Below are 20,652 nucleotides of genomic sequence, written 5' to 3'. Positions count from 1 at the left end.
GTTGTTATGGACACGCGAACACTTCTGCGGCGATCATAGCACTCCTCCCCGAAGGATCTCCTGCATGTCACACGGACTGCTCGTCGCCGGATTCCATTATCCGAACATCGCCGAAGACGAGTTCGACGATTGGTACGACACGGAGCACATTCCCGAACGTCTCTCGGTCAAAGGATTCATCAACGCCGAGCGATGGGTCGCCGCCGACGGCGCGAAGACCGCGCTTGCCACGTACGATCTCGACAGCCTCGACGTGCTCAAACAGGAGTCCTACGTCTCGAAAAAAGGCGACGGCCGCACGCCGTGGTCCAAGCGCATCGGACGCAAGACCGAGCTCTTCTGCCGCCTCACCGCGAAACAGATCCTGCCCGGAGACGCCGTCGCACCTGCGAAGGCCGGCGGGCTGCTCATGGTGGCGACCGACATCGCGGCCGAGATGGAGAAAGACTTCAACGCGTGGTACGACGAGGAGCACGTGCCCGCGCTCAGCAAGGTGCCCGGATGTTTGTGCGCCCGGCGCTTCAGGACGGATGAAGGCGCGCCGCAGTACGTCGCGCTCTATCACCTGCAAGGTCCCGAGGTCGTCACGACCGGGGCCTGGAAGAAGGCGGTGGAGACGCCGTGGACGGCCCGGATAAGGCCGGGGTTCAGGAACATGCTGCGTCTGGTGCTTCGCAGATACGAGGGCAAGCAATGATCGCTTTACGTGTGGGTGCAGCGCTGCTTTCGCTGAGCGCAGTATCGGCCGCGTTCGCGGCCGAAAGCTATCCGGTGAAGCCGGTGCGCATCATCGTGCCGTTCTCGCCGGGCGGCACCTCCGACCTCATGGCGCGCGTCATGGCCCAGCATTTTTCTGAACAGCTCGGGCAAACGTTCGTCGTGGACAATCGCGCCGGCGCGAGCGGCACGATCGGTCACGGGATCGTCGCCAACGCCGCACCGGACGGCTATACGCTCGCCACCGTGGACGACAGCTTCTCGATCATCCCGTCGATCAAGAAAGAGCTGCCTTACGACCCGCTGAAGGACTTCACGTTCATCACCCAGGTGATCGGCGTGCCGCGCGCGATGACGATACGGCCGTCGATCAAGGCAACGACGGTGAAAGAGTTCATCGCGTATGCGCGCTCGAGCGCCGGCAAGGCGACCTATGCGTCGGGCGGCGCGGGCGGCATCCTTCATCTATCCGGTGAGCTCTTCAACTACCAGGCGAAGGTGAAGCTCGCGCACGTGCCCTACAAGGGCGCGGGGTCGGCGACGACCGGCGTGCTCACGGGCGAGAGCGACATGGTGATGGCGGCGAGCCCCACGGTCGTGCCTCACGCGAAGAGCGGCAAGCTCCGCGTGCTCGCAGTCACCACTGCGCCCGGCAAGCGTTTCTCCGGCCTCCCGGACGTGCCGTCGCTGGCGGACGCAGGCGTTCCCGGCATGGTCATCATCACGTGGTTCGGTTTCGTCGGACCCGCGAAGCTGCCGAAGCAGATCGCCAACCGGCTGCACGCCGAGGTCGTCAAGGCCATCGCCCTGCCTTCGGTCAGGGACCGCTTCGAAGGCGCCGACATGATCGGCAGCAGTCCGGAGCAGTTCACCAAGGCCTACAGAGAGGACCTCCAGCGCTGGGCGCGCGTCGTCACGGAAGCGGGCATCAAGGCGGATTGAGGGCGGGGTCAGGTCCGAATTTCCGGAAATGTGGACCTGACCCCATTTCTTACTTGCCGATCACGCCCGCCGTCTTCGCTACGCGATACCACTTCTCGGACTCGGCGTTGAAGAACGCCGCGAACGCCTCGGGACTGTTGCCCACCGGGACGGCGCCGAGCGCCAGGAAGCGCTCGCGCATCTGCGGCGACTTGAGCACTTTGACGAGCGCCGCGTTGGCGCGATTGACGATCTCGCGCGGCACGCCCGCAGGCATGGAAAGGCCCTGCCACGAGCTCGCGTCGTAGCCCTTCAGGCCGGACTCGCTGATGGTCGGCACCTTGGGCAGCACCGGGAAGCGCTCCCTGGTCGACACGCCGACCGCCCGGAGCTTGCCTTCGTTCACGTACGGGATCACACCCACCGCGGCGCTGAAAGCGGTTTCGACACGCCCGGCGATCTGGTCGAAGACCGCCTGACCGCCGCCCTTGTACTGCACCATCACGATATCGATGCCCGCCTGCTGCTTGAAGAGCTCCATGGCGAGTTGCGGCCCGGAGCCGACGCCGCTCGTGGCGTAGTTGAGCTCGCCGGGGCGTTTCTTCGCCAGCGCGATCAGGTCTCGCGCGGTATACGCCGGCAGCGAAGGATGCACCAGCAGCAGCATCGGCACCGATGCGACGAGTGTCACGTGCGAGAAATCCTTCAGCGAATCGAAGCCCGCGTTGGGCGCGACGCGTGAAGCCATCGACTGCGCCACCGCGACGATGCACATCGTATAGCCGTCCGGCGGCGACTTGACGCATTGCGTCGTGCCGATGTTGCCGCTGGCGCCGGGACGGTTCTCCACGATGACGCTGGTGTTCCACTCCTCGGTGAGCTCTTTCGCGACCAGCCTCGCGAGCGTATCCGATACCCCGCCCGGCACGTACGAGACGATGAGGCGAACCGGCTTCGAGGGATATTGCTGCGCATGCGAGGAAACCGCTGCGAGCGCGAGAACAACCGCGAGCAAATGCTTCATGAAAGTCCTAGAGCGGGAAATGTCGGTTCAGGAAAGCCATGGCGTCTTCCGCGCAGCGGTCGGCCATGTAATCGGCGATGTTGTGGCTTTCCACGTCGTACGTGAGAAGCTCGCTCGCCTTCATCAGTGCGTGCATCTGCTGGTAGGCATTCGCGTTGCCGATCGCGTCGCCGCGCGGCGCGACGATGAGCGTCGGGCAGGTCACTTTCGCGAGATCGTCCATCCAGTACTGCGTCGTCATGTAGAGCACGAAGCGCCGCACGAACGCCGGATCGTTGCGCGCGATCTCGTCGAGGAACCAGTCGACCTGCGCCTGGCTCACCTCGCCGATCGGCAGGCGGTCCGAGATCGTCTCGGCGATGAACGTGCGCAAACCCCTGCGCTCCATCTCCGGGATCCAGGCGGCGCCGTTGCTGTCCTTGAACCCGGGGCGCGAGGCGAGCAGCACGAGGCTCGTCACGCGCTGCGGATCGTGGATCGCGAGCTGCTGCGCGAGGTAGCCTCCGCCCGAGACGCCGACGAAGTGCGCGTGCTCGACACCCAGGTGGTCCATGAGGTCGCGCACGTCCTGTGTGAGCCTCTGGAGCGTGAGCGGCTGATCGGCGCGCGGCACCTCCGAATCGCCATGACCGCGCAGGTCCATGCACACCACGCGAAAGCGGCGTGCGAAATGCGGCACCATCGCGGCCATGCGCCGCGAGCTGCTCATGGCCGAATGCAGGAGCACGATCGTGTCCGGCCGGGTCCACGGGTCGGTGAAATCGTCGACGCGGTATGCGATCGAGAGCCCGTCGCTCGTGGTGAACCGCTGCATGTCGTTTCTCATGGGATTTCGACTTCCTTGCCCTTGCCGAGCTTCTCGGCCTGCTGCAGCGCATACGCCGCGAAGGCGACGTCTCCGACCGCCATCCCCTGCATGATCGCGAGGATCCGGTCGTCGGGTGTGAGCCTGCCGGGCTTGGTCCCGCCGGCGACTTCACACGCCAGCGCATCGACGCGTGCACAGAACTTCTCCGGCGTGAGCCTGCCCTGCCGTATCCATGCGCCGCCGTCGCCGACTTCCATCGCGAAGTCGGTATCGTCGACGACGAATCGATCGATCTCGGCAAGGACGCCGAAGTCGATCTCGTTCTTGCCGCCCATGGAGCAGACGAGCGCGCCCCGCTTGAGGGTGCCGGGATGCACCAGCGGCTTGTCCGCATCGGTGATCGTCAGGACGACGTCGGCGCCGTCGAGCATGCGCGCAGCGTCCGCCTCGCCGCGTAGCTCGAAGCTCGATGCTGTCGAGTGCTCGGCCACGAAGCGATCGATGCTCTCCTGCCGGCGCGAGCTCACGCGCAGCTCGCGGATGTCGAGCGCCCGCGCCAGCATCGGGACGATCTCGTTCGCGATCTTGCCGGTGCCGAAGAGCGCGACGACGAGCGGTCCGGGGTTGGCCAGCACTTCCACCGCGGCGGTGCCGAACGCGGCGGTGCGTATGCGGCTGATCCACAGCTCGGCGACGAGCCCGGCCAGCGCGAGATTGCCGTGTTTGTAGACCGCGCAGAAGTTCTTGGCGTCGGGATCGATCGCGGACATGCGCGAGATCAGGCGGATGCCCGACGCGCCCAGGTGCCCGACGTTGGCGGCCTTGAACTTGAACATGCCGCCGCCGAAGCGCCTCGCGTCGAGCGTCATCGCGGACGGTGTCGACAGCGAGGCGTTGCCTTGCGCCTGGTCCCTCAGCGTGCGGCGGGCGATCTCGAGCGCGCTGTCGGTGTCTATCAGCGCCCGGACGTCGTCTTCACCGACGATGCGCAGGCTATTCACGGCCGTAAGCGTCCCGCGCCTGCTGCTCGGTGATGAGACCGTTCCTGAGATCGTGCTCCACCGCTTCCCGGGAACGCGCTTTCGGATCGCCGATCCCGCCGCCGCCGGGGGTCTCCAGTACGACGCGGTCGCCCGCCGGGATGATCTGCCGTCCGAAACCGCGGAGCGTCGCGCCCGATTTGAGGCTCGCACAGCCGGCGCCGCCGCTGTGGCCGCCGCCGCTGCCGCGCGCCGGATGCACGATGCGATCGAACGTCGCCGAGATGATCATCGGCGCGGGCTCTCCGTTGGAGATCTCCATGATCTGGCCGAGCCCGCCCCGATGCTCGCCAGGTCCGCCGGAGTCGGGCCGATATTCTTTTTTCCAGAAGACCACGGGCGAAAGCGTCTCGATGATCTCGACCGCGACGTTGCGCACGCCGCTCGGGAAAGACGTCACCGACAGCCCGTCCTTGTTCGGACGCGCGCCGGTGCCGCCGGTATTGAAGCCGTTCACGTTGAAGCGCGTCGCGCCCTGCAACTGGCTGGGCTCGATCCCCTTGATCGCCTGGCCGCCCGCGAGCCGCAGGTTCCAGAGCGCGGAGCTGTTCTCCGCCGGCACGTGCCCGGGACGCGCCTGGCGCAGGCAGCCGAACACGATGTCCGGCAGCATCTGGCCGACGATCGAGCGCGCGCTGACGGCGACCGGGTAAGGCGCGTTGAGTATGCAGCCTTCGGGCGCCTTGACGCGCACGGCCGACAGCGAGCCGGCATTGTTCGGGATGTGCGGGCCGATCACGCAGCGCACGCCGAACGACGTGTAGGCATCGGTGTAGCTCTTGGGAACGTTGATGCCGTTGGTGACGATGCCGCTCGTGCCGGTAAAGTCGATGTCGACGCCGTCTTTCGAGATGCCGAGCGTGCCGGCGAGCGTGATCGGCGCGTCGTAGCCGTCGGTCGTCATCGTGTACGACCACGAGCCTTCCGGCCATTCGGCCACCGCGGCGAGCATCGCGGCATGCGAGCGCGCGATGATGTGCTCGGAGACGCGCTCGATGTCCCTGAGCTTGTACTCGTCCATCATCGCGAGCAGCCTGCGCCCGCCCACTTCGTTGCACGCGATCAGGCTGTAGAGATCGCCTTCCACCTGCACCGGCTCGCGCACGTTGGCGCGCACCAGCTTGAGCAGGGTCTCGTCGATGACGCCGCGCGACACGAGCCGTACCACCGGAATGAAGAGGCCCTCGTGATAGACCTGCGTGCCGTCGGCGGACAGGCCGAGCCCGCCGATGTCGACGACGTGCACGGTCGATGCGAACAGCGCGACCATGCGCTTGCCGCGGAAGACCGGCGTCACCATCGTGAGATCGTTCAGGTGGCCGGTGGTCTTCCACGGATCGTTCGCGAGGAAGACGTCGCCGGGATGCATCTCCTCCCGCGGATATTCCTCGAGGAAGTAGCGCACCGATTCCGCCATCGAATTGACGTGCCCCGGCGTGCCGGTGACCGCCTGCGCGACCATGCGGCCGTCGGGCAGGAACACCCCTGCGGAGAGATCGCCCGCCTCGCGAGTCGCCGCGCCGAAGGCGGTTCGCACCAGCGTCTGCGCCTGTTCCTCGACGACCGAGATCAGGCGGTTCCACATCACCTGCATCCGGATGTCCGCGAGCTTCGCCATGGCTATTTCCTTTTCGTGGGGCGCTTGTCGAGCACGATGTATCCGAGGCTGTCGATAGCCGCGTCGAAATCGGAGGTGACGACGACGGTGGTCTGATCTTCCACGATCAGCGCGGGACCCTGCGCCTGCGCGCCCGGCGGCATGTTGCGGCGCTCGTAGACCGGGACGTTCAGCCACTTCGCGAGCTTGGGCTCGAACATCCTGCGGGTCGATACCGCTTCGGCCGCTGCGGGCGGCAGCGGCTGCGCCGCGGGCGCGCGCTCGACCTGCGTCGAGACCGTCACCGACCAGCTCATGATCTCCACCGCCATATTGGGGATCACGCGTCCGTAGAGCGCGCGGTAGGCTTCGTCGAAACGTTGGGCGAGCTCGGCGATCGCTCCGGCGACAAGCTCGCCCGCAGGCAGCGACACCGGGATCTCGTGGCCCTGTCCGGCATAGCGCATGTAGGCGATGCGATTCGTCGTGAGCGGCGCGTCACCGGCGGCGGTGCGCACCACCTCGGTCGCCTGCGCTTCCATCTCGCCGAGCAGCCGGTTCGCATGCGCGGTATCGATCGCTGCGACGAGCTGGTACCAGCTTCGCACCGCCTGGAACGCGACCGGCGCGGTGAGAAAACCGAGCGCGGAACCGACACTCGCGCTCACCGGGATGATCACGCGCTCGACGCCCAGCTTGTCGGCGAGACGCGCCGCGTGCAGCGGCGCTGCGCCGCCGAACGCGATGAGGGTGTACTTCTCGACGGTCTTGCCGAGCTCCATCGCGTGCACCCGCGCTGCATTCGCCATGTTCTCGGTGACGATCTCGCTGATGGCGAGCGCGCCGATGGCGGCATTCACCTTGAGCGGCTTGGCGACGTCGCGCTGCACCGCGGCTTCGGCGCGCGCCGGCTCGAGCCTGACGCGGCCGCCGGCAAAGCGCTCCGGATCGAGCATGCCCATGGTGCAATCGGCGTCGGTGACCGTCGCGTGCTCGCCGCCGCGCGCGTAGCATGCGGGCCCGGGCTCCGAGCCCGCGCTGTCGGGGCCGACCTGCACGCGTTCCATGTCGTCGACACGCGCGATCGATCCGCCGCCTGCACCGATCTCGACCATCTCTATCACGGGTATGCGCAGCGGGAGACCGCTGCCTTTCATGAAACGATAGACGCGCCCGAACTCGAAGCTGCGCGAGATCTCCGGCTCGTAATCGTCGATGAAGCAGATCTTGGCGGTCGTGCCCCCCATGTCGAAGGACAGCGCACGCTCGGCGCCGCAGCTTTCGGCGATGTTGCGCGCCAGTATGGCGCCGCCCGCAGGGCCGGACTCGACCAGACGCACCGGTTCCGCGGCACCCATCGCCATCGTGGCGAGCGCGCCGCCGGACGTCATGAGGAAAACCGGGCACGTGACGTCCATCGACTTGAGACGCCCTTCCAGCCGGTTGAGATAGCCTGCCATGACCGGCTGCACGTACGCATTCGCGCACGCGGTCGATATCCGTTCGTATTCGCGAATCTCCGGACACACGTCCGAAGAGATCGTGATCCACAGGTCAGGCATCGCGCTCTTGAGGATCTCGCGTGCACGCCGCTCGTGCGCAGGGTTTACGAAGCTCTGGAGAAACGCGACCGCGACGCTTTCGATGCGCTCCTGTTGCAGCACCGGGACGATCGCCTCCAGTGCGCGCTCGTCCAGGGGCAGCAGCACGCGGCCCCTGGCGTCGATGCGCTCCGGCACCGGCAGGCGCAGATAACGCGGGACCAGGGGCTCGGGCTTGTCGAGAAAGATGTCGTACTGCGCGAAGCGATGCTCCCAGCCGATCTCGACCAGGTCGCGAAAGCCTTCGGTCGTGACGAGCGCGGTGCGCGCACCCTTGCGCTCGATGAGCGCATTGGTCGCCAGCGTGGTTCCCAGGATGAACAGCTCGAGCGCGCCGGGCTTGAGACCCGCCTCGGCGAGGATTTCCTGCACTGCCGCGAGCACCGCTTCTTCGGGCGCGCGCGGTGTGGTGAGCACCTTGCCCGTCCAGCGCTTGCCGCGCGCATCGAGCACGATGTCGGTGAACGTCCCGCCTATATCGACCGCAAGGCGAGCGCCGCCGACCGTTGTTGTTGCCATGACAAACCTTTGGATGATGAGGTCGCGGCGTTCGCTGTCAGGCCGATCTCCAACCGGCCCTGCGCCGCCCTCGATGTTCTGGATGCCGAGTCCCGACTATATCGCGAGATCGCCCGTGCGCGCACGAAGCCGCCCGACCTCCCTGCCGATGCTGTCCAGGATCGGCGGCTCGGCAAGCCGGGCGAGCTCGTCGCGCTCAGCTCCGCTGATCATGCCGGTCGCCGCGAGCGACGCGATCAAAGCGGGGACGCGGGCGCGCGGCTCGCCGTCGGCGATCTTCAGCGCGAGCGCGAGACCCTGCTCCGGCACGTAGGCGGTGATGAATCCTTCCGCACCCGTCTTGACGATGACACGGCCGCGCGTGACGTGAGCGATGCGCACCCCGGGCGCATCGGTTCCCGACGCGTAGCGCGGATGCGCGCGCATCGCGTCGTGGATCGCCATGACGGCGGCGCGCCGGCCGGCCGACGCGGCGCGCGCATCCGCGAATCGAGCCATGGTGGCAGCCATATCCTTCAGCGGCATCGCCGCGGCGGGCAGCGTGCAGCCGTCGATGCCGAACGTGAGGCCGCGCGCATCGACCGCGGCCATTTCGCTCAGCGCGTCCAGATAGAGCTGCTGCGCGGGATGGTCGAGACGATCGTAACCGTCGACGGGCCAGCCGAGATGGCGGCACACGCTCAGGAAGCCGCAATGCTTACCCGAGCAATTGTGATAGATGCGCTGCTTCGATGCTCCGCGGCGCAGCGCGGCGTGCGCCGTCGCGGCATCCATCGGAAGATCGGGTCCGCAGGCGAGAGCGTCCTGATCGAGCCCGAGCCGCGCGAGCCAGCCCGCGACGAGCTCGACATGGAACGGCTCGCCGTAGTGCGAGGCACAGGCGAGCGCGAGATGCTGCGCGCTCAGCCCCATCTTCTCGAACGCGCCCGTCTCGACGAGCGCGATCGCCTGGATCGGCTTCAGCGCCGACCGCGGATAGATCACCGTATCGATGTCGCCCCATCCGGCGACGATCTCGCCGCGGGCGTTGGAGACCGCTGCCGCACCGTAATGAACGCTCTCGACGACCTCGCCCCGCCACACTTCCACCATCTTCACGAACGACACTCAGATTCCTTTTCTCACCAAAGCGGTGCACAGCCTACTCGAAAGCGTACGCGTACGCGCTGCCGTGCCGCACGATCCGTCCGGCCGTCGGCGACGGAAAGTGCGCCGGAAAGAGCCGGGTGCCGCGCTCGGCGTACTCTTCGACGAGACGGGTGCGCGTCTTGCGCGAAAGCTCGCGATCGGTGCAGGCGATCGTCGACAGCTCGGGGCGCGCCAACTGCAGCTGGTGATGCACGACATCGCCGGGGAACACCGCGCGGTCCTCACGCGAAGCCGCGTGAATCACCACATTGCCGGGCGTGTGTCCCGGCGCGCTCTCGAACCACAAGCCGTCCTCGAAGGCGTAATCGTCGTCGACCAGCACCGACTGGCCGGTGCGCACGACCGGCAGCACGCTGTCCTCGAAAGCGAGGCGATGCGGGCTGTCCTCTCCCCGTTGCGCAAACGCCTGCCAATGGTCGAACTCGCGGCGCGCCATGACGTAGCGCGCGTTGGGAAAAGTCGGCACCCAGCGCCCGTTATCCAGGCGCGTGTTCCAGCCGACATGATCCCAGTGCAGGTGCGTGCACATCACGTAATCGATGTCTTCCGGTTTGACCCCCGCCTCGCCGAGATCGGCGAGGAAAGGCGTTTTCAATCGGTGGAACTGCGGGCGCGTCGGGCGCTCCTTGTCGTTGCCGAGGCACGAGTCGATCAGGATCGTGTGCCGCCCGGTCTTCACGATGAAGCACTGGAAGCTGAAGACGAGCTTGCCGGTCGCAGGGTCGATCAGCCGCGGCGACGCCATGTCGGGCCGCGACCGCAGCACCTCCGCGTCGTAATCGGGAAAGAACGTCTCGGGCGCGATGAACGGCCCCTCGGTGACGCGATGCACTTCGAAATCGCCGATACGTGCAGCCTGCATATCTCCTCCGCGCGCGGTATTCTCCGTAAAGATGCCATAGACCTTACAAGGTGGCCGCATGCAGCTCAACGCAATGTTTCCGACGCGGGACATCGGAGCCGATCCGGCCAGGATTCGCGACTGGGCGCAAGCCGCCGAGGATCTCGGCTACGCCTATATCGAGGTGCCCGATCACGTGTTCGGCGCCACGGCACGGGATGGATGGACACCGCGTTACGACGAGAAGGATCCGTTCCACGAAACCTTCGTGACGCTCGGTTTTCTCGCCGCGGTCACCAAGACCATCCGCCTGTCGAGCGGGATCCTAATAGCGCCGCAGCGGCAGACCGGGCTCATCGCCAAGCAGGCGGCCGAAGTCGACCTGTTGAGCGGCGGGCGCCTGCGGCTGGGCATCGGCGGCGGCTGGAACCACGTCGAATACGAAGCGCTCGGCGCCGACTGGAAAACCCGCGGCGCGCGGCAGGCGGAGCAGGCCGAAGTGTTGCGACGGCTGTGGTCCGAGGACCTCGTCGACTTCGAAGGCCGCTTCCATCATCTGAAAGGCGTCAACATCGTGCCGCCGCCGGCGCAGCGGCCGATCCCGATCTGGTTCGGCGGCTCGTCGGATGCGGTGGTGAAGCGCGCGGCGCGGTTGGGCGACGGCTGGATGCCGATCATGGCGCCCGATGCGGAAGCCGAGCAGAAGCTCGCGCTGTTGCGCGAGGAGATCCGCAATAACGGCCGCGACGCCGCGAAGTTCGGCCTCGAAGGATGGCTGCGCATGCACGACGCCGATCCGAAAGCGTGGGAAGCGGCGGCCGACGGCTGGCGTCGACTCGGCGCGGACTTCGTGATGCTCTATCCGATGTGGCGCGAGCCGAAGCTCGAGGATCAGATCGACATGCTGCGAAAGTTCAGGGAAGTCGCGAATAAATAATCAAGGAGGAGAGATTCGATCATGAGCGAAGCGGAATACGACTACATCGTCGTGGGCGCCGGCTCGGCCGGCGCCGTCCTGGCCAATCGGTTGTCGGCATCGGGCACGCATCGCGTGCTGCTGCTCGAAGCCGGCGAAGACGATCGCTGGATGTGGATCCGAATCCCGTCGGGCATCGCGCACATCCTCACCGGCGAGCGTGCGATCTGGCGCTTCCAGACCGAGCCCGACGAGAAGGTCGCCGGCCGCAGCCTCTTCTGGCCGCGCGGCCGCGCGCTCGGCGGCTCCTCTGCGGTCAACGGCATGATCTGGGTGCGCGGCGACCCGCTCGAATACGATCATTGGGAAAGCCTCGGTAACGCCGGCTGGGGATTCACCGAGGTGCTCCCGTACCTGAAGCGGATGGAGCACTACGAGCAGGCCGATTCGGACCTGCGCGGACGCAACGGACCGATGTACATCACGCGCTACAAGGATCGCGATCCCCTCTCCGAAGGTTTCATCAAAGCGTCCGAGCAGGCGGGCGTGCCGGTCACCAACGATTACAACGGCCGGCGCTTCGAAGGCGTCGGCTATCTCCAGCACAACACCCGCCGCGGCCGCCGCCGCCATACGGCCGATGCCTATCTGCTTCCCGCCATGAAGCGCCCGAATCTCACCATCGAGAGCGGCGCGCTGGCGCAGCGCGTGGTGATGGAGGGCCGCAAGGCGGTCGGCGTCGTTTACCGGAAAGGTGACGAAGAGCGCACCGTTCGCGCGCGGCGCGAAGTCCTGCTGGCCGCGGGCGCGATCCAGTCGCCGCAACTGCTCGAGCTCTCCGGCATCGGGCAGCGCGACGTGCTCAAGCGCGCCGGCGTCGACGTCGTGCACGAGTTGCCGGGCGTCGGCGAGAACCTGCGCGACCACCTGCACGTGCGCATCTCCTACGAGACGAAGCTGCCGGTCACGCTCAATACGATCCTGCGCAATCCGCTGCTCCAGGCGAAGATGGGCGCGCGCTGGCTCTTCCTCGGGCGCGGATTGATGGCCTCCTCGTCGGCAACCTCGATGGCGATCGCGCGCAGCCGCCCCGATCTCGATCGGCCCGACATCAAATTCCAGCTACACCAGTTGTCCATGGCGAGCAGTCATTACGCCGACAACCGTCAGGCGCGCAACTTCGCGGAGAAGATGGGGCTCGATGCCCATGGCGGATTCGCGATCGGCACCTACGTGCTGCGGCCGGAATCGAAGGGTTCGGTGCACGTGAAAGGCCCCGATCCGTCGACGCCGCCGGAGATCCGCGCGAACTATCTCTCGCACGAGCACGACGTGAACACGATGCTCGCGGCGCTGCGCATGATCCGCAAGGTCGCCGCCCAGCCGGCGCTCGCGCAGCACATCGTCAGGGAAACGCGGCCCGGTCCGGCGGCGGACGACGACGACGCGCTGCTCGATCACGTGCGCAAGACCGGGCAGACCTCCTACCATCCCATCGGCACGTGCCGGATGGGCAACGACGCGCAGGCCGTGGTCGATGCGAGCCTGCGCGTGCACGGCATCGAGGGACTGCGCGTGTGCGACGCGTCCATCATGCCGACGATGGTCGGATCCAACACCAACGCGCCGTCGATCATGATCGGCGAGAAGGCGTCGGACCTGGTGCTCGCAGCCGCCTGACGCGCGGCCCTCGACTAAGAAGTCGCGAGAGCCCGCTGCAGGCGGGCGATGGCGCCCGGCAGGCCGCGCACTTTCAGGATCCTGCCGTCCGCGTCGTATTCCTCGGAGAGCACGCGCGCGTTTTCGTAGATCTCGCCCAGCAGGGACTGCTTCGCATAAGGCAACACCAGCTCGTCGTCCACCATCGACGCTTCGAAGAACTCGATGAGCTTCTCGCGCAGCATGGCGACGTGCTCCGGCGATTTCGCGGACACCATGATCGCGCCGGGATGTTTCTCTCGCAGCACGGCGCGATCCGCCTCGCCGACGCGATCGATCTTGTTCAGGACGAGGCGCGACGGTATCCCTTCGGCGCCGATATCGCTGAGCACCGAGCGGCTCACCTCGAGCTGCGATTCGTGATCGGGATCCGACGCGTCGACGACGAACAGCAGCAGCGACGCTTCCAGCGCCTCGTCGAGCGTGGAGCGGAACGACGCGACGAGATCGTGCGGCAGCTTCCTGATGAACCCCACCGTGTCGGAGACGAGCACGCGCGGATTCGTCGACGGGTGCAGCGCGCGCACGGTGGTGTCGAGCGTCGCGAAGAGCTTGTCGGCGACCAGCACCTCGCTCCCCGTGAGCGCGCGCATGAGCGACGACTTGCCCGCGTTCGTATAGCCGACCAGCGCGACGCGAAGCTGGTCGCGGCGGGCGTGGCGGCGCTGCGAGTTGTCGCGCTGGACCTCGTCGAGCTGCTCTTTCAGCTCCGCGAGCCGATCGCGTATCTTGCGGCGATCGAGCTCGAGATCGGATTCACCCGCCTGGAGCCGCCCCGGCCCGGCCGAAGACTCGCGCAGGCGCGGCGCGACATACCTCAACCGCGCCATCTCCACCTGCAGCCTGGCCTCGCGGCTGCGCGCGTGGCGATGGAAGATCTCGACGATCACTCCGGTGCGATCGAGCACCTGCGCGCCCGTCGCGCGCTCGAGGTTGCGCGCCTGGTTGGGCGACAGCTCGTGATCGACGACGACGAACTCCGGCTTGCGTGCCGCGTCTGCACCCGGCTCCGCCGGTGCCCGCGGCTGGTCGTCGTCGGCCGTTTCGAAGCGCTCGCGCGCCTTCGACTTGCGCGCCGTGGCGCCCGATTCGACGACGCCGGTCCCGCCCGTCATGGCCGCCAGCTCTTCGAGCCGCCCTTTGCCGAGCACGGCGGCGCTATCGATGGCGGGCCGTTTTTGAGACAGCGTGGATGCGACCTCGTAGCCGAGCGTCTTCACCAGACGGGCGAGCTCCGCGAGGCTCGCGGTGTGAGCGGCGTCGTCGACGTCCGGAAGCTGAACGCCGACGAGGACCGCGCGAGGGATAGGTGGCTTGATTTCCATGCAACGTAAATAACACGAATCACGCCGCAGGAATCAGGCTTTCAGCCTGCAATGCTACCGGCAATAGCAGACAGGCTCACTCGCGTACTCTCCCTTCCAGCACTGCGCGACCTGCGGCGCCTGGCACGAGATCTCGCAGCGCATGCCCGCGTTCACCGCGCTGCACATGCTGCCGGTGCTGCTGTTGCTGATGGTGCTGGACGTCGTGCCGGTGCTGTCGGTCGTCACCGAGCTGGTCACGCTCGACTGGTTGTCGAGAATGACCGAACCCGGGCTGCCGCCCGACGAAACGGTGTTGCCGCTCCCCGACGTAATCGACGCACCGCCCGGACCGGCGGAGACGGTGCTCCCGTCACGCCCGACGATCGTGGCCGATCCGCCGCCCGCCGTGACGCTCTGCGCGAAAACGCTCGTACAGAGGCCTAATGCCGCCAATGTAACCAGATATTTCTTCATCGCATCTCTCCCGAAGCTTTAGATATGGAGAGATGCAAGCATTCTCCGGGCCAGCTTCGCGTCAGTCCGGAATGAATGCAATCGCGTCGATTTCGATCAGCGCCCCGCGCAAAAGCCCGGCCACCTGCACCGCGGCGCTCGCGGGCAGGTTGCCCCGGAAGCGCTCGCCGCGCACGCGGTTGTATTCGGCGTATTCGGTGAGGCTCGTCAGCCACGCGGTGATGCGCACCACGTGCTCCATCGTGCCGCCGGCCTCCTGCAGCGCCCGCTCGATCTCGTCGAAGCAGCCGTTGGTCTGCTCGGCCAGCGAGCCGTGCGGGCTGATGTTGCCCGAGACGTAGACCGTCCGCCCCGGACCGCTGACCGTGACGGCCTTGCTGAACGTGGCGGTGCCGCCGACCGAAACGCGCTGTATGCTCATGTCGTGCTCCTGTGGTTTGGAAAGCGCATTGTCCCACTCGGGAGGGCTCACTGATGATTGCCCATAAAGTCATCGTTCACCGGCTTGCGGCGAGCGGCGGCGTGCCCAATCACCCGCTCTGGCCGGTGCTCGTCTACCAGGACGCGGTCGAGATCTGCGGCGCCGATCCTGCCGCGGCGTTCGAAGCGCTGTTCGACCGCAACGCCTGGCCGGCCGCGTGGCGCAACGGCATCTATCCGTTCCATCATTTCCACTGCGACGCGCACGAAGCGCTCGGCGTCTACAGCGGCGAGGTCACGGCGCAGTTCGGCGGTGAAGGCGGCGTCGTCGTCACCGCGAGGCCCGGCGACGTGATCGTCCTGCCCGCCGGCACCGGGCACAAGAAGCTCTCGTCGCACGGCGCGCTGGGGATCGTCGGCGCGTATCCCACGGGACAGCAGCCCGACCTATGCACGCCTCTGCTGTCGAACCTCAAGCGCAGCGCAGCCGCGGTCGCGCGCGTCGCGCTGCCGCGTCTCGATCCGGTGTGCGGAGAGGACGGGCCGCTGTTCCAGCACTGGAAAAGCTGACCTACTTCGGCTCCGGCGTCACGAGCTCCACCATCGAGCCGTGCACCCAGCCGCCGCCGCCCTCGTTCTCGTACCGGCGCATCACCATGCCGGTCGCGAGAGTCGACCGCGGGTCGTGCGTCGTCGAGGCACGCGGATCGCTTAGAATCGCGCACCCATGCGACTCGAGGATGTAAAGCAGCGACTGCGCGCGAGCGGCGCCCGGCCGGCTCACGCCGACCACGTCTTGAAGATGTGGTCGCGCGCCCTGCCCCAGGCTTCCGGCAAGCGGCGCCTCGAGGATTTCCTGCCGCAGTCCTTACGCACCGCCCTGCCCGGCATCGAAGCCGCACTCGCCGGGCTGGCGCGCGTCGTGTCGGTGCATCCGGCCGGCGACGGCTCGGAGCGCCTGCTGGTCCGCCTGCAGGACGGTCAGACCGTGGAAAGCGTGCTGCTGCCTCGGGACGGTCTCTGCATCTCCTCGCAGGTCGGCTGCGCGGTGGGCTGCGTGTTCTGCATGACCGGCCGCGGCGGGCTGGTGCGCCATCTGGGAAGCGCGGAGATGGTGGCGCAGGTCGCGCTCGCGCGGGCACGCCGGAGCGTCAGGAAAGTGGTCTTCATGGGCATGGGCGAGCCCGCGCACAACCTCGACAACGTGCTCGATGCGATCGACCTGCTCGGCGCGCTGGGCGATATCGGGCACAAGAACCTCGTGCTCTCCACGGTCGGCGATCCGCGGGTCTTCGAGCGCTTGCCGGAGCGCAGCGTCAAACCGGCGCTCGCCCTGTCGCTGCACACGACCAAGCCCGGGCTTCGGCGCGAGCTATTGCCGCGGGCGCCGGACCTGACGCCCGAGGAGATCGTCGAGCGCGGCGACGCGTACGCGCGCGCGACCGGCTATCCCATCCAGTACCAGTGGACCCTGCTCGAAGGAATCAACGACGGCGACGACGAGATCGAAGGCATCGTCCGCCTGCTCTCCGGCCGCTACGGCGTGCTCAACATGATTCCCTACAACCGCGTGGACGGCGTGCCGTACCAAAGGCCTTCGTGGGAGCGCGCGGCGCACATCGCACGCACGCTGCACGGCCGCGGCATCCTCACCAAGCTGCGCCAGTCCGCGGGGCAGGACGTCGAAGCCGGATGCGGGCAGCTGCGCGCGCGAGCCGCCGGCTCGCGACAGATCGCTTAGTGCAGGTCCACCCCGACGATGTCGTCGGGTTCGAACTCGTCCGCGACCGTCCCGTCACCGATGCCGGTGACCATGGCCGCGAGCGATTCGCTCTGCTTCACGAAGTATTCCTGGCTGATGGGATCGTAGAACCGTTCGCCGACGACGACGTCGGAGAACTTGATGCGGCGGCGCGTGGGAGATGTTGCCATGGCAGTTTCAAACCTCTGGTATCACCGGGAGCACGAGGTAGCCCGCTCTGTCTCCGCCGGTGTGTATCGTGTTCTCGGCGCCGATATTGTAGTCGGCATGGTAGTGCCGATACACCGATGCGCCGACGCCGTCGCGCGGCTGGACGTCGAGTCGTATGCGATGGCCTTTTTTGAAGACCATGGACGTGGGCCAGATCTCGATGTGGCATTCGACGGGCTCACCGGGTTTCAGCCACTGGCGCTCGTCATGCGCGTGATACGGGCGGTGGGGCAGCGACTTCTCGGGATCGAGCTTGCGGTGTGACGCGCGCAGCCAGCCTTTGGCGACGGGGATGTAATCGGTATGGCCCTGCTGCCCTTCTTCCCAGACGTCCTTGCCGTCGGGACCGATGTTGCGGATCGTCGCGAAGAGATCGGCGTCTTCCGACGTGCTCGACACCCACAGCGCGAGCACGATCGGCCCGGTGACCTCGGCGTCCCGGGTTAGCGGCGGGGACACGAATGAAATACCGGTGCGATCGACACTGCCCATCAGGTTGGACGGCGCCGAAGAGCTCACGCCCGCGTGCGAAGGCGGGCTTGCCGAATAGGTGCAAGCCGCGGGCTCCGCGATCTCGTCCCACGACAGCTCGCCCTCGGGCTCGCCGCTCCGGCTCTGGCGCTCGCTGACCGCCTTCAGGTGCAGCCTGGTCCAGCGCGTGCGTGCGAGCGGCCACTCGTTCTCGAAACGGAATTTGTAGGTGCCCGCGTTGCCGCCGCCGGTGCGGATCATGAGCTTGACCGGCGGCTCGTCCATGATCCCGGTGTCCTGCCCCTTCAGCCAGTAATCGAAGAAGCGCAGCTGGTCGAGGCGTCCTTCCTCCGAATGGAACGGGTGGAAGTGCGTGCCGGTGTGGATGCGCAGCTTCTTGTGTTTGGACGCCGCATTGACGAAACCTTCGATGTTGCCGCGCAGGTGCAGGCCCGCGCCGGTCCAGTTGCCGACGCTGTAGAACGGCACGAGGGTCCTGGCCCAGTCCGCGCTGCGCTGGCGCCAGAACTCGGAGTCGAGGTTCTGCGTCACCCAGTTCCACACCATGTTGTTGTTGAACGCGCCGGGGTTGTACTCGCGCGCCCGGCCGATGATGTGGTGCGCCATGTTGGTCGCGACCCAGTTGGCGAAGAAGCCCTGCGCGTAGATGCCGCCGTGGAACATCTGGTCCCGATAGAGATCGGCACGGCCCTCCCAGGGGATCATCGCCTTGAGCGACGGCGGTTGGAGCTTGGCGACGCGCCACTGGCAGTTCGCGTGATACGACACGCCGAGCGTGCCGATGCTGCCCGAGCACCAGTCGCGCTTCGCGATCCATTCGATCGCGTCGTAGAAGTCCACCGCCTCGGCGTACGAGCTCGGATCCGACGCGCCCGGCGACTTGCCCGAGCCTCGCGCGTCCACGCGCACCAGCGCGTAGCCGCGGGGGCACCAGTACATCGGGTTCCCGGTTTCCCACGCGAGATACGGGTTCGCTTTTTCTTCGAGGTCCTCCGGCGGGATCCACAACCGGTCCTTCTGATACGGACCGATGTTCATGATCGCGGGGACGCGATCAAAGCCCGTGTCCGGACGCAGCACGTCGGCATAGAGGAGCGCGCCGTCGCGCATCGGGATCTTCACGTCCTTCTCGACGATGAGCTGGTAATCCTTCGGCTGCGAGACGTTCTTCGTCGTCATGCTCTCCTCCGCGGATCGCCTACTTTACGCGATACACGAACACCTTCTCGGTCTTGCCCTTGAGCGTCAGCTCGCCGACCGGCTCGGTATCGATCTCGTCCTTCACCAGCTCGCGCGTCGCCGCGCTGATGAGGATGCGGCACTCGGGCAACGGCTCGTCGGGGTTCGACGGGAAGCTCTCGAGCCTCGCCGCGGTGTTCACCGCGTCGCCGAGCACCGTGTATTCGGTTCGGTGGGCGGTGCCGACGCTGCAGGTCACGATGTCGCCGGTGTGGATGCCGATGCGCGTGCCCGCGGTGAGCTCGCCGTTGGCGGCCCAGCGCGCGTTGAGCTCGCGCAGCGCCGCGCGCATGCCGATCGCCGCCCGCACCGCGTTGAGCGCGTCGCGGCGGATCGCTTCCTGCGTCGTGCGCGGCACCGGCACGCCGAACAACGCCATGATCGCGTCGCCGATGTACTGGCGGATGAGGCCGTCGTTATCGAGTATGGGCTGCGACATCGCGCGCATGTAGACCTCGATCCAGCGCGCAAGCCCGAGCGGCCCGAGCTTTTCTGAGATCGGCGTAAAACCGCGGATGTCGCTGAAGAGCATCGACGCGGTGAGCGAGACCGGCTTCAGGCTGCCCCCGCCCACGAGCTCCTCCTTGCGCGCCCAGATCTCGCGCGCGACCGCGGGCGAGACGTGCTTCGAGAAGAGGTTCATGACCAGCGCGCGCTGCCGGCGCTCGAGCGCGGCGCGCATCGAGACCGCAAGGCCCGCGGTCAGGACGAAGCCGAAGACCGCGGGCACGAGCGGTATCCACAGGTCGTGCGCGGCCAGCGCCCAGACGGAAATGCCGGCGATGACGACGACGCCGGCGATCCCGCCCAGCACCACCAGCGTCATGCGCTGCACCGCAAAGAGCAGCACGCCGAGCGCGCACCACAGTGCGGCATAGGCGAGCTGCGCATCGCGGTGCCACGGCACGACCGGGCGCGATTCGCCCAGCCCCAGCCGGATGAGCTGGCTCGTGATGTGGCCGTGCAGCTCGGTGCCGCTGATGCGCTCGCGCGCCGCCCGCCCCTTGCTGTACGGCGTGTAGAACTGGTCGCCGAGGCTTTCGGCGTTCGCGCCGAAGATCACGACCTTGCCCCCGAGTCCCTGCACCTTGCCGTCGATCAGGTCCGCGAGCGTGTGCGTCTCGAAGTGCAGCGGCATCGACCGATAGTCCCTGAGGATCTGGAAACCGGCGGCGTCCGCGCCGGCGTAAGCGCCGTCGTCCGGCCCCAGCGGGTCGAGCCGGATCTTGCCCAGTTGGATCGCCTGCTCGCTGGCGGGGGCGGGCCCTACGGACACGCCGCGCGGCTGGAGATACTTCAGCGCAAGCCCGAGCGCGAGCGACGGATAGGTGGTCTTGCCGTCGTCGAGGAATACCAGCGCGCGGCGGATCACGCCGCCCGGATCGTCGATGGTGTCGTTGAACCCGACTTTGTCGGTGTCCCTGAGCGCGGCGGGCGCAGGCACGAGCGCGCCTTGCGTTCCGAAGAGGAAGATCCACACGAGGTTGGCGTGCTTCTTCAGCACCGCGTCGAGCTCGGCCGTCCCCGGCCCCACGGGGGTGTCCCGATATTTGTCGATACCCACCGCAGCAGGACCCTGTGCCTCGATCGTGTCGATCGCCTGCGCGAGCATGGCATCGGAGAGCGGATGGCCGAAGCGGCGCAGGTCGGCTTCGGTCTCGTGGATGAGCACGATGCGCCTGTCCGCGGGCGCAGGCGTGCGGGCGCGCAGCATCGCGTCGTAGGCCGCGAGCTCGAGCTCCTGGAACAGGCCGAGCCAGCGCCCCGCGGCGACGATCGCGAACGCGCAGGCGAATGCGGCGGCGCACAGCAGCAGCGCTCCTCTTGCGGCAGCGTCCAATTTCAAGCGGTGCACCTTTTGGTTTAGGTAATTGAGCCCCCGCTCGACGCGCCATG

General features: G+C 67.1%; 20 protein-coding genes. 7 read left to right on the top strand and 13 right to left on the bottom strand.

Going from position 1 to position 20,652, the window contains the following annotated elements; genetic code table 11:
• Positions 1 to 64 precede the first annotated feature (64 nt).
• Entirely contained in the window at positions 65 to 697 is a 633-nt protein-coding gene (locus tag VHP37_06515; GenBank protein ID HEX2825980.1) for a hypothetical protein, read from the top strand.
• Complete coding sequence (locus VHP37_06510; protein ID HEX2825979.1) at positions 694 to 1,659, top strand: tripartite tricarboxylate transporter substrate binding protein; 966 nt, start codon at positions 694 to 696, stop codon at positions 1,657 to 1,659. The genes VHP37_06515 and VHP37_06510 overlap by 4 nt, the downstream gene beginning before the upstream one ends.
• A gap of 49 nt (positions 1,660 to 1,708) precedes the next feature.
• On the opposite strand, the gene VHP37_06505 is transcribed toward VHP37_06510, so the two are convergent.
• From VHP37_06505 to VHP37_06475, 7 genes are all read right to left on the bottom strand, one after another.
• Complete coding sequence (locus VHP37_06505; GenBank protein HEX2825978.1) at positions 1,709 to 2,662, bottom strand: tripartite tricarboxylate transporter substrate binding protein; 954 nt, start codon at positions 2,660 to 2,662, stop codon at positions 1,709 to 1,711.
• 7 nt (positions 2,663 to 2,669) lie between these two features.
• The gene (locus VHP37_06500; GenBank protein ID HEX2825977.1) at positions 2,670 to 3,476 is read right to left on the bottom strand and encodes an alpha/beta hydrolase; all 807 of its coding nucleotides are present in this window, start codon (positions 3,474 to 3,476) and stop codon (positions 2,670 to 2,672) included.
• 8 nt (positions 3,477 to 3,484) lie between these two features.
• A complete protein-coding gene (locus tag VHP37_06495) occupies positions 3,485 to 4,471 on the bottom strand; it encodes a hypothetical protein (protein ID HEX2825976.1) in 987 nt (328 codons plus the stop codon).
• Positions 4,464 to 6,128 (bottom strand): hydantoinase B/oxoprolinase family protein, encoded by a 1,665-nt coding sequence (locus VHP37_06490; GenBank protein ID HEX2825975.1) that lies wholly within the window; start codon positions 6,126 to 6,128, stop codon positions 4,464 to 4,466. Before VHP37_06490 ends, VHP37_06495 begins: the two co-directional genes overlap by 8 nt.
• Before the next feature lie 2 nt (positions 6,129 to 6,130).
• Positions 6,131 to 8,227 (bottom strand): hydantoinase/oxoprolinase family protein, encoded by a 2,097-nt coding sequence (locus VHP37_06485; GenBank protein HEX2825974.1) that lies wholly within the window; start codon positions 8,225 to 8,227, stop codon positions 6,131 to 6,133.
• A gap of 96 nt (positions 8,228 to 8,323) precedes the next feature.
• On the bottom strand, positions 8,324 to 9,334 hold the full coding sequence (locus VHP37_06480; GenBank protein ID HEX2825973.1) for an asparaginase: 1,011 nt from the start codon (positions 9,332 to 9,334) through the stop codon (positions 8,324 to 8,326).
• 34 nt (positions 9,335 to 9,368) lie between these two features.
• Positions 9,369 to 10,238 (bottom strand): MBL fold metallo-hydrolase, encoded by an 870-nt coding sequence (locus VHP37_06475; GenBank protein HEX2825972.1) that lies wholly within the window; start codon positions 10,236 to 10,238, stop codon positions 9,369 to 9,371.
• A 58-nt stretch (positions 10,239 to 10,296) separates the two neighbouring features.
• Here VHP37_06475 and VHP37_06470 point away from each other — a divergent pair, with 58 nt between their 5' ends.
• A complete protein-coding gene (locus VHP37_06470; protein ID HEX2825971.1) occupies positions 10,297 to 11,154 on the top strand; it encodes an LLM class F420-dependent oxidoreductase in 858 nt (285 codons plus the stop codon).
• A gap of 21 nt (positions 11,155 to 11,175) precedes the next feature.
• Positions 11,176 to 12,813, top strand: a complete 1,638-nt coding sequence (locus tag VHP37_06465; protein ID HEX2825970.1) for a choline dehydrogenase — start codon at positions 11,176 to 11,178, stop codon at positions 12,811 to 12,813.
• A 14-nt stretch (positions 12,814 to 12,827) separates the two neighbouring features.
• On the opposite strand, the gene hflX is transcribed toward VHP37_06465, so the two are convergent.
• On the bottom strand, positions 12,828 to 14,177 hold the full coding sequence (gene hflX, locus VHP37_06460) for a GTPase HflX (GenBank protein ID HEX2825969.1): 1,350 nt from the start codon (positions 14,175 to 14,177) through the stop codon (positions 12,828 to 12,830).
• Between the two features lie 142 nt (positions 14,178 to 14,319).
• Between hflX and VHP37_06455 the strand changes: the two genes are divergently transcribed.
• Positions 14,320 to 14,655 (top strand): hypothetical protein, encoded by a 336-nt coding sequence (locus tag VHP37_06455; protein HEX2825968.1) that lies wholly within the window; start codon positions 14,320 to 14,322, stop codon positions 14,653 to 14,655.
• Positions 14,656 to 14,694: 39 nt separating this feature from the next.
• Here VHP37_06455 and VHP37_06450 read toward each other — a convergent pair whose 3' ends face one another.
• Positions 14,695 to 15,054, bottom strand: a complete 360-nt coding sequence (locus VHP37_06450) for a RidA family protein (GenBank protein ID HEX2825967.1) — start codon at positions 15,052 to 15,054, stop codon at positions 14,695 to 14,697.
• A gap of 53 nt (positions 15,055 to 15,107) precedes the next feature.
• Between VHP37_06450 and VHP37_06445 the strand changes: the two genes are divergently transcribed.
• On the top strand, positions 15,108 to 15,623 hold the full coding sequence (locus tag VHP37_06445) for a cupin (GenBank protein ID HEX2825966.1): 516 nt from the start codon (positions 15,108 to 15,110) through the stop codon (positions 15,621 to 15,623).
• 1 nt (position 15,624) lies between these two features.
• Here the strand turns inward: VHP37_06445 and VHP37_06440 are convergent, their stop codons facing one another.
• The gene (locus tag VHP37_06440; protein HEX2825965.1) at positions 15,625 to 15,837 is read right to left on the bottom strand and encodes a hypothetical protein; all 213 of its coding nucleotides are present in this window, start codon (positions 15,835 to 15,837) and stop codon (positions 15,625 to 15,627) included.
• On the opposite strand from VHP37_06440, the gene VHP37_06435 reads away from it, so the two are divergent.
• Positions 15,781 to 16,794 carry an RNA methyltransferase gene (locus VHP37_06435; protein ID HEX2825964.1) on the top strand — a complete coding sequence of 338 codons (1,014 nt, stop codon included), beginning with the start codon at positions 15,781 to 15,783 and terminating at the stop codon, positions 16,792 to 16,794. The two genes, VHP37_06440 and VHP37_06435, sit on opposite strands and share 57 nt — an antisense overlap.
• Here the strand turns inward: VHP37_06435 and VHP37_06430 are convergent.
• Genes VHP37_06430 through VHP37_06420 form a run of 3 tightly spaced genes read right to left on the bottom strand, consistent with a single transcriptional unit; the run spans position 16,791 to position 20,602 of the window.
• Positions 16,791 to 16,985, bottom strand: a complete 195-nt coding sequence (locus VHP37_06430; protein HEX2825963.1) for a hypothetical protein — start codon at positions 16,983 to 16,985, stop codon at positions 16,791 to 16,793. The genes VHP37_06435 and VHP37_06430 overlap by 4 nt on opposite strands.
• 7 nt (positions 16,986 to 16,992) lie before the next feature.
• Positions 16,993 to 18,696, bottom strand: coding sequence for a CocE/NonD family hydrolase (locus tag VHP37_06425; GenBank protein HEX2825962.1), 1,704 nt, complete (start codon positions 18,694 to 18,696; stop codon positions 16,993 to 16,995).
• 19 nt (positions 18,697 to 18,715) lie between these two features.
• Positions 18,716 to 20,602, bottom strand: a complete 1,887-nt coding sequence (locus tag VHP37_06420) for an adenylate/guanylate cyclase domain-containing protein (protein HEX2825961.1) — start codon at positions 20,600 to 20,602, stop codon at positions 18,716 to 18,718.
• Positions 20,603 to 20,652 lie beyond the last annotated feature (50 nt).

The organism is Burkholderiales bacterium (assembly GCA_036262035.1).
Lineage (GTDB): Bacteria > Pseudomonadota > Gammaproteobacteria > Burkholderiales > SG8-41 > JAQGMV01.
The sequence above is the reverse complement of the archived record's forward strand: the minus strand, read 5'-3'. Positions and strand labels throughout refer to the sequence as shown.